The sequence below is a fragment of the Streptomyces sp. NPDC048496 genome (assembly GCF_043200055.1).
Lineage (GTDB): Bacteria > Actinomycetota > Actinomycetes > Streptomycetales > Streptomycetaceae > Streptomyces.
The window spans coordinates 53,505-66,656 of record NZ_JBICXB010000021.1; the positions used below are offsets into that span (position 1 = coordinate 53,505).

The 13,152-nt window shown below is 69.9% G+C and carries 9 protein-coding genes and 1 pseudogene; 5 read left to right on the forward strand and 5 right to left on the reverse strand.

Annotated features, from left to right (window positions below):
• Nucleotides 1–7 precede the first annotated feature (7 nt).
• On the reverse strand, nucleotides 8–1,900 hold the full coding sequence (gene dnaK, locus ACGFSA_RS19995; RefSeq protein ID WP_393305918.1) for a molecular chaperone DnaK: 1,893 nt from the start codon (nucleotides 1,898–1,900) through the stop codon (nucleotides 8–10).
• Between the two features lie 250 nt (nucleotides 1,901–2,150).
• Here dnaK and ACGFSA_RS20000 point away from each other — a divergent pair, with 250 nt between their 5' ends.
• The 4 genes from ACGFSA_RS20000 to ACGFSA_RS20015 all read left to right on the forward strand — a co-directional run bounded on the left by ACGFSA_RS20000 (nucleotide 2,151) and on the right by ACGFSA_RS20015 (nucleotide 7,547).
• Complete coding sequence (locus tag ACGFSA_RS20000) at nucleotides 2,151–3,971, forward strand: PucR family transcriptional regulator (RefSeq protein WP_393305920.1); 1,821 nt, start codon at nucleotides 2,151–2,153, stop codon at nucleotides 3,969–3,971.
• Between the two features lie 267 nt (nucleotides 3,972–4,238).
• Nucleotides 4,239–4,913, forward strand: a complete 675-nt coding sequence (locus tag ACGFSA_RS20005) for a formylglycine-generating enzyme family protein (protein ID WP_393305922.1) — start codon at nucleotides 4,239–4,241, stop codon at nucleotides 4,911–4,913.
• Nucleotides 4,914–5,306: 393 nt separating this feature from the next.
• Nucleotides 5,307–5,756 carry a DUF2871 domain-containing protein gene (locus ACGFSA_RS20010; RefSeq protein WP_393305924.1) on the forward strand — a complete coding sequence of 150 codons (450 nt, stop codon included), beginning with the start codon at nucleotides 5,307–5,309 and terminating at the stop codon, nucleotides 5,754–5,756.
• Nucleotides 5,757–6,047: 291 nt separating this feature from the next.
• On the forward strand, nucleotides 6,048–7,547 hold the full coding sequence (locus tag ACGFSA_RS20015) for a glutamate synthase subunit beta (protein ID WP_393305926.1): 1,500 nt from the start codon (nucleotides 6,048–6,050) through the stop codon (nucleotides 7,545–7,547).
• Between the two features lie 144 nt (nucleotides 7,548–7,691).
• On the opposite strand, the gene ACGFSA_RS20020 is transcribed toward ACGFSA_RS20015, so the two are convergent.
• Nucleotides 7,692–9,107 (reverse strand): DEAD/DEAH box helicase, encoded by a 1,416-nt coding sequence (locus ACGFSA_RS20020; RefSeq protein ID WP_393305928.1) that lies wholly within the window; start codon nucleotides 9,105–9,107, stop codon nucleotides 7,692–7,694.
• Nucleotides 9,108–9,250: 143 nt separating this feature from the next.
• Nucleotides 9,251–9,430 (reverse strand): hypothetical protein, encoded by a 180-nt coding sequence (locus ACGFSA_RS20025; RefSeq protein ID WP_393306007.1) that lies wholly within the window; start codon nucleotides 9,428–9,430, stop codon nucleotides 9,251–9,253.
• Between ACGFSA_RS20025 and ACGFSA_RS20030 the strand changes: the two are divergent.
• Nucleotides 9,381–9,632 (forward strand): annotated as a pseudogene (locus ACGFSA_RS20030) (nuclear transport factor 2 family protein); the annotation flags it as partial. The gene ACGFSA_RS20025 and the pseudogene ACGFSA_RS20030 sit on opposite strands and share 50 nt — an antisense overlap.
• 269 nt (nucleotides 9,633–9,901) lie before the next feature.
• Here the strand turns inward: ACGFSA_RS20030 and ACGFSA_RS20035 are convergent.
• Both ACGFSA_RS20035 and ACGFSA_RS20040 read right to left on the reverse strand, forming a co-directional pair.
• Nucleotides 9,902–11,122 carry a cysteine desulfurase-like protein gene (locus tag ACGFSA_RS20035; protein WP_393305930.1) on the reverse strand — a complete coding sequence of 407 codons (1,221 nt, stop codon included), beginning with the start codon at nucleotides 11,120–11,122 and terminating at the stop codon, nucleotides 9,902–9,904.
• A 294-nt stretch (nucleotides 11,123–11,416) separates the two neighbouring features.
• Complete coding sequence (locus ACGFSA_RS20040) at nucleotides 11,417–13,027, reverse strand: APC family permease (protein WP_393305932.1); 1,611 nt, start codon at nucleotides 13,025–13,027, stop codon at nucleotides 11,417–11,419.
• Between the last annotated feature and the right edge of the window lie 125 nt (nucleotides 13,028–13,152).

Genomic DNA, 13,152 nt, shown 5'->3' on the forward strand with positions numbered 1-13,152 from the left:
CGCCACCTCAGCCCCGGTCGAACTCGGCGTCGATGACATCGTCGTCGCCACCGGATGGCCCGCCCGAGGCGGACGTCGCGCCCTGGTCCGCGGTCTGTGCCGCCGCGGCGGAGTGGGTGGCCAGTGCGGCGTAGATCTGCTGGAGTTCGGAGCTGAGGGCGCGGGCGCGCTCCACCGGCGCCTCCTCCTTGACGGCGGTACGCGCCTCCTCGATGACCATGTCGGCGCGGGCCCGCTCGTGCTGCGGCGCGGCGTCACCGAGTTCTCCCAGCCGGCGCTCCACCTGGTACGCGGCGGCGTCGAGTTCGTTACGGGCGTCGACGGCCTGGCGCAGCGCCTGGTCGGCGGTGCGGTTGCGCTCGGCCTCCTCGATCATCCGATCGACCTCGGCCTGGTCGAGGTTGGATCCCTCGCTGATCGTGATCGATTGTTCGGCGCCGGTGTCATTGTCCTTGGCGCCGACCTTGAGGATGCCGTTGGCGTCGATGTCGAAGGTGACTTCGATCTGGGTCTCCCCGCGGGGGGCGGGCCTGAGGTTCTCCAGCCTGAAGCGGCCCAGCACCCTGTTGTCGGCGGCCAGTTCGCGTTCACCCTGGAGCACCACGATGTCGACGGCCGGCTGGTTGTCCTCGGCCGTCGAGAAGACCTCGGACCGTCGGGCGGGGATGGTGGTGTTCCGCTCGATGATCTTCGTCATGACGCCGCCCGCGGTCTCCACGCCCAACGAGAGCGGAGTGACGTCCAGCAGGAGGACGTCCTTGACCTCGCCCTTGAGCACCCCGGCCTGAACGGCGGCGCCCAGCGCCACCACCTCGTCCGGATTGACGCTCATGTTGGGGTCCTTGCCGCCGGTCAGGCGCCGTACCAGAGTCTGTACGGCCGGGATACGCGTCGAGCCGCCGACCAGGATGACCTCGTCGATGTCGTTGTCACTGATCTTCGCGTCGCCCATCGCCTGCTTGACCGGGGCCAGGCAGCGCTCCACCAGATCCGCGGTGATCTGGTCGAAGGTGGACCGGCGGACGGTCTCGGTGAGGTGCTTGGGCCCGGAGGCATCCGCCGTGACGAACGGCAGACTCACCTGGGTCTGGGTGACCGAACTCAGTTCGGTCTTCGCCTTCTCGGCCGCCTCGAACAGGCGCTGCAGGGCCTGCGGGTCTTTGCGCAGGTCGATGCCCTCGGTCTTCTGGAACGCGTCCGCCAGATAGTCCACCAGGCGGCGGTCGAAGTCGTCGCCGCCCAGATGGGAGTCGCCTGCCGTGGACCGTACCTCCACCACGCCGTCGCCGACGTCGAGGATGCTGACATCGAAGGTGCCACCGCCGAGGTCGAAGACCAGGACCGTCTCGTGGCCCTTCTTGTCCAGACCGTAGGCCAGGGCTGCGGCGGTCGGCTCGTTGATGATCCGCAGAACCTCCAGACCGGCGATCTTTCCCGCGTCCTTCGTGGCCTGCCGCTGAGCGTCGTTGAAGTAGGCGGGTACGGTGATGACAGCTTCTGTCACCCGCTCTCCGAGTGACTTTCCCGCGTCCTCGGCCAGCTTGCGCAGCACCTGCGCGCTGATCTCCTCCGGCGCGTACTGCTTGCCGTTCACCTCGAAGCGGGCTACCCCGCCCGGTCCCTCGACCACGTCGAAGGAGACCGCCTTGGCCTCCTCGGGGACCTCGTCGAAGCGACGGCCGATGAACCGCTTCGCAGAGGTGATGGTGCCCTTGGGATTGAGGATCGACTGCCGGCGTGCCAGCTGTCCGACCAGCCGCTCGCCGGTGTCGGAGAAGGCGACCACCGAGGGGGTGGTCCTGGCTCCCTCGGCATTCGGGATCACGACGGGCTCGCCGCCCTCCCATGCCGCGATGACCGAGTTGGTGGTGCCGAGGTCGATACCTACTGCCTTGGCCATGGGATTCTCCTCCGTCGCGGCACTGACCGAACGCCGCGGCTGCCGGGATCACCGCCCCGCTCGCGGCCACACATGGGGAAAGGGTGGCGCGGTGGCGCACGCGTTTCCCTGCCCCGGCAGGACCAATCCGGGCAGGCCCGCCCGTCCCGCGAGGTCAGGGCGTGGACAGGGCCAGCTGAGGTGGCCCGGCGCCGGACGGCGTAGCGTGAAAGGCGGAGAGCTGCTGTGTCGAGACACGAATGGATCTCCGATGGATGCTGTCCGCTCCGGATCATCGACGGTGTGTGCGGTGCGCCCGATCCCGCAGCGCTGGGCCGGCCGGCACACGTTCCTCCGTCTCACCACGGCGATGTTCGACGCCGCCGACGAGCGTGAGGTGGTGTGGGCGGCCATGGCGGCGGTCGCCGTCACCGGGCCGTTCGCGGCAGAAGCGGCCTATGCGGCTCACCACGGCGTCGCCCAGCGGTGTCGCCGGTGTTCCGCGGCCGGCTCCGGTCATTCCCGGCCGGGCATCGTGGCGGTGAACGCCACGGCGGCCGAGCCCGCCGTGGCGGACGACGACCCGACGGCCACCGACGGCGTCGACCGGTGGATCGGTGCGCTGGAGGGCCGCAGCGGGCGCTGGGACGACCAGGACGGCCACTGCCTGTGGGCCTTGGCGCTGCGCCACCGCGGGCGATGTCTCGGCTACCTCGTCGTTCGGATACTGGACACCCCCTCGGCCGAGGAGACCGCCGACGCCGGGCTGCTCGCCCGGCAGGCCGCAGCCGCGCTCGCGGGACTGAGCCGGCCATGGGAGAAGCCCGCCCATGCCGAAAGGGAACAGTGGCCGACGGCGGAGGAACCCGGACCGGGGGTCGATCTCAGCGCCACCGTGTCCGCCCTTTCGCACCAGAACGCCTTCCACCGAGCCCTCACCCGTGTCGGGGCCTCCGGCAAGGGTGAGAAGGGGATGCTCCAGGCCCTGCACGATCACACGGGGTTCTCTGCACTGACCGAGGATCCCTTCGGCAATCTGCGGGCGTGGGCAGGCCCCGGCCGCGGCGGACCGCGCCCCGGATCGGCGAACCGGCCCCGGGACGAGCTGCTGCGGCAGGTGCGGCGCCGGCAGGGCGCCGTCCGCGACCGGGACCGCCTGGTCGTCCCCATCGAGGCGGCGGGCGACCTGCTCGGACTGGTCGCCCTGGTGGACCCCGACCGACGTGCGGGGAAGCTGGACACCGCGGCTCTGGAGGAGACGGGCCTGGCCCTCGCCCCCGAGCTCTCCCACGAACGCGCTCTCGCCGAACTCGAGCCGAGGCTGCGCCACGACCTGGTCGACAGACTGATCTCCGGTGAGGCGACCGACGGCGTGTTCGTCCATGCCGCCGCCCTCGGTCACGACCTGCACGGGCCGCACCGCATCGCCGTGCTGCAGTGGGACGGAGCAGCGGAGGAGGTGACGCTGGGCGACGCCGTCGCGCGGGCGGCCGAGCGCCTGGGACTGGATGTGCTCATCGGTGCCCGAGAAACCACCACCGTCCTCCTGATGGCGGGTCCCGATCCCGGGGATGCCTTGTACCGAGCCGTCGCGCAGGACCTCGGCACGGCGACCGGGGCCGTCGGTATCGGCAGCCGCTGCGACCTCTTCACCGAACTGCCGCACTCCTACGACGAGGCCGTCCGTGCTCTCACCGTACGGCGCAGATCTCCGGAACCGCACGGCAGCACCAGCTTCGAGGACATCGGCATCTGCCGCATGATGGGAACCGGGGACGGCGAACGGGAGACCGACCGCTTCGTCAGGGAATGGCTCGGAGCTCTTCTGGAGTACGACGCCCGACACCACACCGACATGGTCACCACGCTCTCGCACTACCTGGAGAGCGGCGGCAGCTACGACACCACAGCCGACGTTCTCCAGATCCACCGAAGCACCGTGCGCTACCGCCTCCGGCGCATCCGCGAGATCACCGACCACGATCTCAGCGATGTCGAGACCCGGCTCAACCTGCACGTTGCCACTCGCATCCGCAACGTTCTGGGCAGACCAGGAACAGCACGAACATCGTCTCGTCAGACATCCCCTTGACCGCCCTCGGGCGGTCGGAGCACCACCCCGCCGTCGCCTGTCGGGGTGGTGCCGCGTCGTGTCCGCTCCGGAGCCCGTCCCACGCCACAGACGCGGCTCCGCCGCCGACGGCGGTCGGGCAGAACGGATTTCCGGTCCATCGGCGAGCTGAAGTCCCTTACCCGGCAGGGCTGGTGTCGGCCGACACCTGGATACGGAAATTCCGCATCCCAACCCACGGGCAGCTCCGAGGCGACGACGATCACGTCTCGGTATGATCGCCTGCTTATGGACGTGAACACAGGAATCGAGTTGATCGCCGTTCCTCCGGGGCGGGTGACGCTGTCGGACCGACGAACGCAGCGGAGCTGGTCGACCGAGCTCGCGCCCTATCGGTTGGCGGCGTTCCCGATCACTCAGGCGCACTATGCGCAGGTCACCGGTCAGCGCCCGAGCAGCGCCCGAGGCGACCGGTTGCCCGTCGAAGGCGTGTCCTGGTGGGACGCGGTCCGATTCTGCAACACCCTCTCCGAGCACGAGGGGTTGGCAGCCGCCTATCGCCTCCGCGCTGACGCCGAGGGCATCGAGTGGGACGCGTCTGCTGACGGGTACCGGCTGCCGACCGAGGCCGAGTGGGAACACGCATGTCGTGCCGGTACGGCCGACGCGCGGTACGGGCAGCTCGACGAGATCGCCTGGCACCGCGGCAACTCCGGTGAGCGGATTCACGACGTGGCCGGCAAGCAGCCCAACGCGTGGGGCATGTACGACATGTTGGGCAACGTATGGGAGTGGTGCTGGGACATCTACGATGCCGAGGTCTACGGCAGCTATCGGGTACTGCGTGGCGGTGGATGGTTTGACGAGCACTGGAGCTGCCGGGCCTCGGTGCGGCGCCGCAGCCACCCGACCTTCCAGATCGACGACGTAGGATTCCGAATCGCGCGTTCCGTGCTGCGCTGACGTGCGTCGTGTGCGGCGACTGCTTCGCCCGCAGGACCGGCAGAGTGGCGCATCGGCGCCCATCCATGGGGCAGACCGCCTGCTGCGCCCGGCCGAGGACGGATCGTCCGGGCGTCCCGCGGTGCCCGCCCAGGAGAGACGCTTCAGCGCCGGCTACGGAAGGTGCGACGCAGGTCGGCGACCTCTCCGGCGCTTCCACCGCGGCAGTCCGGCGCCGAGGGGGCTGCGGCCTGGGGCGGGGAGACCGGCGCACCCCGGAACACTGCAGGGGCAGGCGAGGGCCGCTCGCCCCGGCTTTGTGCGTTATCCCGAACCCGGCAGACAGCTGCCACCCGGAATGCTTCAATGACACTCGTCGGGGCGGTACTTGATCGGCAGGGAGCTGGCGCGGAGATGCGGAAGTCGTACATTGCGGCACACGTCTACATGATTCTGGGAGTGATTTCCGGACTGTTCTACCGGGAGTTCACCAAGGCCCACGATTTTGAGGGCGACACGCAACTGGCAGTCATGCACACCCACTTGCTCGCCCTGGGCATGCTGGTCTTCCTCATCGTCCTTGCCCTCGACAAGCAGTTCCAGCTGTCCGGGACGAAACTCTTCACCGCGTTCTTCTGGTTCTACAACGTGGGCATCGCCATCACCGTCACCATGATGGGCGTCCACGGCATCGAGACAGTGCTCGGCAAGCATGTCCCCGAGGCCGTGCCGGGGATCGCCGGCCTGGGCCACACCCTCCTCACGGTTGGGCTCGTCCTGCTGTTCGTCCTGCTCGGCAAGCGCCTCGGCAAGCCCACCACGACAGGGACCACGGAGCCGGAGCCCGCGAAAACCTCGACCTGAACCGTCGAGGCCGAGGAGACCCTCGTGGAGGCCATCGCGCGCAAGGTACGAGGTGGCGGACGAGACCGGGTGGCGCCTGCGCCACCCGCGGCAATTCCCCGGCAGCACCCCCCTGACCGCCTCAAGGGGAACCAGGTGCCCGGAGAGTTTCTCGGTCCACGACCTGATCACAGGAGCCGCGCAGGACCCACCCGGACGGGTCCCGGAGCACGCAGGCCGATGAAAGCGGCAGAAAGCAGGCGTAGGCTGGCCGAAACGCCTGTACACCGCAAGGGGCGACGGAGGCGGCGCATGACCGACCCTTTCGGCTTCCTCAAGGTTCCCCGCCGGCCCGCCCCGGCACGCCCCGTCGATGAACGGCTGAGCGACTGGGACGAGGTCTACGCGGGCCAGCCACGCCTTCCGCTCGTGTCCGAGCAAGCGGGACGCTGCATGGACTGCGGCATACCGTTCTGCCACCACGGCTGCCCGCTGGGAAACCTCATCCCCGAGTGGAACGCCTACGCGGCACGGGCCGACTGGCGGGCCGCCGCCGAACGACTGCACGCAACGAACAACTTTCCGGAGTTCACCGGGCGGCTGTGCCCGGCGCCGTGCGAGGACGCGTGCGTGCTCACCATCAATGCCGATCCAGTGACGATCAAGAACGTCGAACAGGCGATCGCCGACCAGATCTGGGCGCGCGGGTACGCGACACCGCAACCGCCCGAGCGGCTCAGCGGGAAGACCATCGCCGTCATCGGCTCCGGACCCGCCGGACTGGCGGCAGCGCAGCAGCTCACCCGCATCGGTCACACCGTCGCCGTCTACGAGCGGGCCGACCGCATCGGCGGCTTGCTGCGCTACGGGATCCCCGCATTCAAGATGGAGAAGCACCACCTGAACTGCCGCATCGAGCAGATGCGGGCCGAAGGAACCAAGTTCCGCACGGGTGTGGACGTCGGCGGCGATCTCGACGCCACCGAACTCAGAAGACGTCACGACGCGGTGGTCGTCGCCGTAGGGGCCAGGGGACAACGTGAGCTGCCCGTCCCCGGTCGCGAGCTGGACGGCATTTATCAGGCCATGGACTACCTGACCCTCGCCAACCGGGTCAGGGAGGGCGACTACGTCTCGCCTCCCGTCACCGCCGAGGGCAAGTACGTGGTGATCATCGGCGGCGGGGACACCGGCTCGGACTGTCTCGGCACCGCCCTGCGCCAGGGCGCGAGCTCCGTGGTGCAGCTGGATATCAATCCGGAGCCCGGCGAGACCCGGCGGGACACCGAGCCGTGGCCCACGTATCCGAAGGTCTATCGGATCTCCCATGCCCATGAGGAGGCCCGGGGGCGGAAGGGCGCGGATCCAAGAGTCTTCGCCTCCGCCACCCTCCGTTTCGAAGGGGACAAGGCCGGCCACGTGCGCGGACTGCGCCTGGCGAAGGTGGAACCCATGGTCAGAAGGCCGCAGCCGGGCACCGAGCATCTGATGGCAGCGGATCTGGTCCTGCTCGCCCTCGGCTTCTACGGTCCCGAACGGGGCACCGGTCTCATGAAGCAGCTCGGGCTCACCCTGGACGACCGGGGGAACTTCGCCCGGGATGCCGCTTTCGCTGCCGAGACGGTCGAGCGGACGGTTCGCACCAGGACGGACGGGGTCTTCATCGCCGGTGACGCGGGACGTGGCCAGTCCCTCGTGGTGTGGGCCATCGCGGAGGGCCGGTCCGTCGCGGCCGCGACGGACCGGTTCCTGAGTGGCTCCACCGTGCTGCCTGCCCCCATCGCGCCAGGGGACCGGCCGCTGGCGGCGTGAGCACCCCTGGCGTGGCCGTGCCCGTCGGGACGGAACGTGGCTCGGGGCCGGCCGGAACGCCTCGATGGTCCGACCGGCCCGGCCCGGCACGCGCATGCAGCCGGTCGTTGTCCGCGGTCCGTCCGCTCCCCGGTCCCGGCCCCGCTACGAGCCGCGGCGCACCCGTGCGGCTTTGCGGGCCTCGGCCATCTTGCGGGCCTCGCCTCCGCGGCGGGACCCGCCACCGGCGCGCCCGGAATCACCCCGGGCCGTGCCCATGCCACGGAACGGGGCGTGGCCGCCGGCGGGGCGCGCCGCGGCCGGACCGCCGTCAAGAGGAAGGCCGGACGGGACACGGGCACCGGTGATCCGGCTCAGTTCCGCCTCACCCGAGCGCACCTTGGTGATCTTCGGCGTAATACCGGCGTCGGCCATCAGCCGGCTCATGTCGCGGCGCTGGTTCGAGAGGACCAGGGTGACGACGCTGCCGGATTCACCGGCACGGGCGGTGCGCCCGGCACGGTGCAGATAATCCTTGTGGTCGCTGGGCGGATCGACGTTGACCACCAGGTCGAGGTCGTCCACGTGCAGGCCCCGGGCCGCGACATTGGTGGCCACCAGTGCGGTGACCTGACCGTTCTTGAACTGTGCGAGGGTACGTGTGCGCTGGGGCTGGGACTTGCCGCTGTGCAGCGCGGCGGCGCGGACACCGCTGGCCCGCAGGTGCTTGGTCAACTGGTCGACCGCGTGCTTGGTGTCAAGGAACAGGAGCACCCGTCCGTCCCGGGCCGCGATCTCGGTCGTGACGGCGTACCGGTCGGCGCCGTGGACGGTCAGTACATGGTGTTCCATCGTCGTGACCGCCCCTGCCGACGGGTCGACCGAGTGGACCACCGGGTCGTGGAGGTAGCGGCGGACCAGGAGGTCGACGTCCCGGTCCAAGGTGGCCGAGAACAGCATCCGCTGGCCGTCGGGGTGCACCTGGTCGAGCAGTTCGGTGACCTGGGGCAGGAAGCCCATGTCACACATCTGGTCGGCCTCGTCCAGGACGGTGATGCGCACCCGGTCCAGGCGACAGTCCTTGCGCTCGATGAGGTCGTGCAGGCGTCCGGGCGTCGCAACGACGACTTCGGCCCCGGCCCGCAGTTCGCCGGCCTGCCTGCCGATCGAAATGCCGCCGACCACCGTGACCATCCGCAGCTTCAGCTCCCGGGCGTACGGCGTGAGCGCCTCGCCGACCTGCTGGGCCAGCTCCCGGGTCGGTACGAGGATCAGCCCGAGCGGCCGTTTCGGCTCCGCGCGCCGGCCTGCGATCCGCGTGAGCAGCGCCAGACCGAAAGCGAGGGTCTTGCCCGACCCGGTGCGGCCCCGGCCCAGGACGTCCCGGCCCGCGAGGGAATTGGGCAGTGTGGCCGCCTGGATCGGGAACGGATGGTTCACGCCGAGGCCGGTGAGCGTCTTCAGCAAGGCGGGCGGAAGATCCAGGTCGGCGAACGACGCGGCCGCCGGCAGCGCCGGGGTGATCGTCTCCGGCAGGGCGAACTCGTCCTGCGTGGTGTCCGTGCGAGCTGGGTGCTTCATGACGAGCCTTCCTCGATGTGCGGCACGTATCGAGGAATTCCCGGCAGGCGGAGAAGCCGGCAAACCGCAAGAACGGGCGAATGAAGATGATGGGATCCGACCAACGGTAGCAGCCCAGGCCCACCGGGAGCGCGCCACCTCGATCAGCCGTCGACGGACCGGCGCGGCGTGGGGATGACGACGGATCCGGGCCGTTGCACCGGCCGGGCACTCTCGCGCGCCCCGGCCGCCCGCTCGACGCCGCCGCACAGGGCCTCGGCGTGCGGCGCGCCCGGGAAGACGATCACCGCGTCGATCGTATGCGGCGTCTCGCGAGTCTTCACCGACTTCCACTACGTACGGGAGACAGCGGGAGCCGACGGCCGCGACCACGCCCTCGTCTTCAAAGCGAAGGTTGGCGACCGGGAGATCAACGGCTGCGATTTCCCGCATGCCGACGAGGACGGCAAGATCGACGACTTCATGGTGATGGTTCGCCCCATGTCGGCCGCGCAGGCACTGGCGGCGGCCATGGGCGCCGAGTACAGGTGGGACCCCGCTCAGCCGTTGATCTCCACGCGCGCCGCATGTCCGCCGATGGTGATCTTGCAAGGCCTGGCGCGCTCGGCGATCGGGATACGCAGGGTTTCCTTCCTCGCCGCGCAGCGGCGCTGGAGGCCATCGGCGCAGCCGTACGCGGCGCCCGCACCGCCGACGAGGCACCGCGCGGTTGCGGCACAGAGCCCGACCAGGCCATGGCCTCACTCCTGCTGCTGCGCGAGGTACGCGAGCAGCTTGCGGGCGGGCCGCCCGCGTCAGCCGCTGGCGGGCGAGGTGCCCAGGAAGCCGGACAGGGCGTCCAGCAGCCGGTCGACGTCCTCGGCACTGTTGTAGGGGGCCAGACCGATCCGCAGTCCGCCCTCGTCGCCCAGTCCGAGCCTGCGGGATGCCTCCAGCGCGTAGAACGAGCCGGCCGGAGCGTCGATACCTCGCTCCGCCAGATATCGCGAGGCGACGGTGGCGCTTCGGTCCGCCAGGGTGAGCAGCAGAGTCGGCGTGCGGTGGGCGGCCCGGGAGTGCACGGTGACACCACCGAGGGCGGCCAGTCCTTGCTCGATACGGGCCCGCAGGGCGTCCTCGTGGGTCTCGATCGCCTCGAAGGCGGCGCGCAGTCGTTCCCGGCGGGTGCCGTCGGTGCAGGGGGCCAGTCCGGCGAGGAAGTCCACCGCCGCGCGGGCACCGGCGAGCAATTCGTAGGGCAGCGTGCCCAGTTCGAAGCGCTCGGGAACCGCGTCGGTGGAGGGCAGGAGCTTGTCCGGGTGCAGCGTCTCCAGCAGCTCGGGGCGGCTCGCCAGCACGCCGAGGTGCGGGCCGAGGAATTTGTACGGCGAGCAGACCAGGAAGTCCGCGCCGAGGCCGGGCAGGTCGACAGCGGCGTGCGAGGCGTAGTGCACCGCGTCCACATGCAGCAGTGCTCCGGCCTGGTGTACGAGGTCGGCGACGGCCGGGATGTCGGGGCGGGTGCCGATCAGGTTGGATGCTGCGGTGATGGCGACCAAGCGGGTGCGCGCGGAGAGCACCTGTGCGATGTCGTCGGTCGTCAACTCACCGGTGGCCGGGTCGAAGTCTGCCCAGCGGACGGCGGCGCCCACAGTCTCGGCCGCCTGGATCCAAGGGCGGATATTGGAGTCGTGGTCGAGCCGGCTGACGACCACTTCGTCGCCGGGGCCCCAGTTCTTGGCGAGGGTGCGCGACAGGTCGTAGGCGAGCTGAGTGGAGCTGCGGCCGAAGACGATGCCCCGCGGATCGGCGCCCAGCAGGTCGGCCAGCGCGCGGCGGGCGCCGGTCACGACAGCCTCCGCGTTGCGCTCGCCCTCGGTGGTGAGGCCCCGGTTCGCCAGCGGGTTGGCCAGTGCGTCCGCGATGGCGTCGATCACCGGTTGAGGTGTCTGGGTGCCGCCGGGGGCATCGAAGCGGGCGGAGCCCGACTTCAGGGCGGGGAACTGGGCGCGGACGGCGTCGGCATCGAAGCTCATGCGTACTCCTGTAGGCGAGATGACGAGGTGAGCGCCACGGTACGGGGAGCGGGAGCACGGCTGCCGGTGCGGGGGTGGGCATCGGACCGTCCAGGCCGGACCGGACGCCCCGGGGCGTGAGGGAACCCGCCCGCCCACAACGGACCGGCCCCCTGGAGGGCCGTGGCTGAGCGGGAAACGAAAGCGGGAACCCGGTGCATCCACAACCGTTCGGGATGCGCCCAGTACGCAACAGTGGGTACAAGACTCACTTACGCACACTGGTGAGGAGCGGTACGGCGCATCGTGATCCGCTCAGACGGGCGGCGCCACGGTCGGAGCGGTCCGCAGATGGTCGACGCCCGAACGCACCGCCCATACGAACACGATGAGCGCGACGGCGCCCACCGTGACGGAGTCGTACGGTGCCGGCAAGCGCCCGGAGCCGCCGAAGGTGCCGAGCCAGGACAGCAGGGTCAGCACGGCCAGATAGCAGACCAGCCAGGCACCCTGCCGCAGTTCATGACGCGGCAGAAGTCCCTCGGTGTCGCGCCGCTGCACCAGGAACAGCGGGACACCGACCAGGACGAGCGGCAGCGCGAGCCGCAGGTCGTGCCAGCCCGACCAGAAGATGAACTCGCCGGCCACGACGAAACTGACCGGTGCGATCCAGCGCACCCCGGGCGCCTGGCCCTCCGTCCGTGGCACCCCCTGCTCCCGGTCGTGTGCCCGGAACACCGCGACGGCGACCGCCGAGGCCGCGTAGATGAGCAGATACATGTCCCCCATCACGCTCACGATGTCCTGCCAGCCGCCGAACGGCAGCAGGAAAACGATGATGACCGCGAGGTTCAGGACGAGCGCCCGGTGCGCCATGCCGGACCGGGCATCGATCCGCATGAAGAAGCGCGGCAGCAGGCCGTTCTTGGCCAGGGCATACGTATGCCGGGCGTCGATCGCCACCCCCACGTAGGCCGAGCCACCCGGGGAGATCACCGCGTCGGCGTAGAGCAGCGTGGCCAGCCAGTGCAGATTGAGCACCAGGGCGAGCTGCCCGAACGGTGATTCGAAGTTGACGCCCTGCCAGCCGTGGGTCAGCAGGGACTCGGGCACCGTGAACAGGAAGGCGAGTTGGAGTGCGAGGTAGACCAGCACGGCAAGACCGATCCCGGTGAGCACGGCGGCCGGCACGTTACGGCGCGGATTGCGGGCCTCACCCGAGAAGTCGAGCGGGGCCTGGAAGCCGTTGACGGAGTAGACGATGCCACCACCGGCGAGAGCGGTCAGGGATGCCGCGTAGCCGTACGGTGCGAAGCCGCCGTGGTCGGTGAGGCGACCGGAGTGCGTGCCCGACAGGAACAGCGCGATGACCGTGACGACGGGGACCACGACTTTGAACACCGACACCAGGTTGTTCAGCCGCGCGAACATCCGCACGGCGAACCAGTTGAGCGCCGTCAGCAGAACGCTGAGCCCGACCGCCACGCCGAGGCCGGAGACGCTCAGTCTGCCGCCGCTGTGGAGCCCCGGCAGGTAGTGCGCGGCGTACTGCATGATCGCGCTGATCTCCGCCGCGGTACCGCCGACCGAAAGCAGCACGGACCATCCGATCACTGTGCCGACCAGTCGCCCGCTCGCGTACAGAGGCCAGCGTACGGTGCCGCCGCCCTCCGGACGGGTGGCCCCGAGCTCCACCATGACCAGGGCCAGCAGGGCACACAGCGCACCCGCCGCAATCCAGGACAGCAGAGCGGCGGGTCCCGCGGTCTGGGCGGCGTACATGGCGGCGAACAGCCAGCCGGAGCCGAGGATGTTGGAGAACCCGATCGCGGTCAGGCCCCAGAATCCGAGATCTTTGCGGAGCCTGCGCTCCTCGGCCAGCACCGCCGGGGCGGCGAAGGACTCCGGTGGCGGGCTCTGCGGCACGTGGCACGTCCTCCTCGGACAGTCAAGATCACCAAGTCCCCATCTGGGACACCTTACTGAATTATCGCCAAACGGCAAAAAGGGCACAAAACTGCTTGATCATCATCCCTCGACGCGGAGCTGCT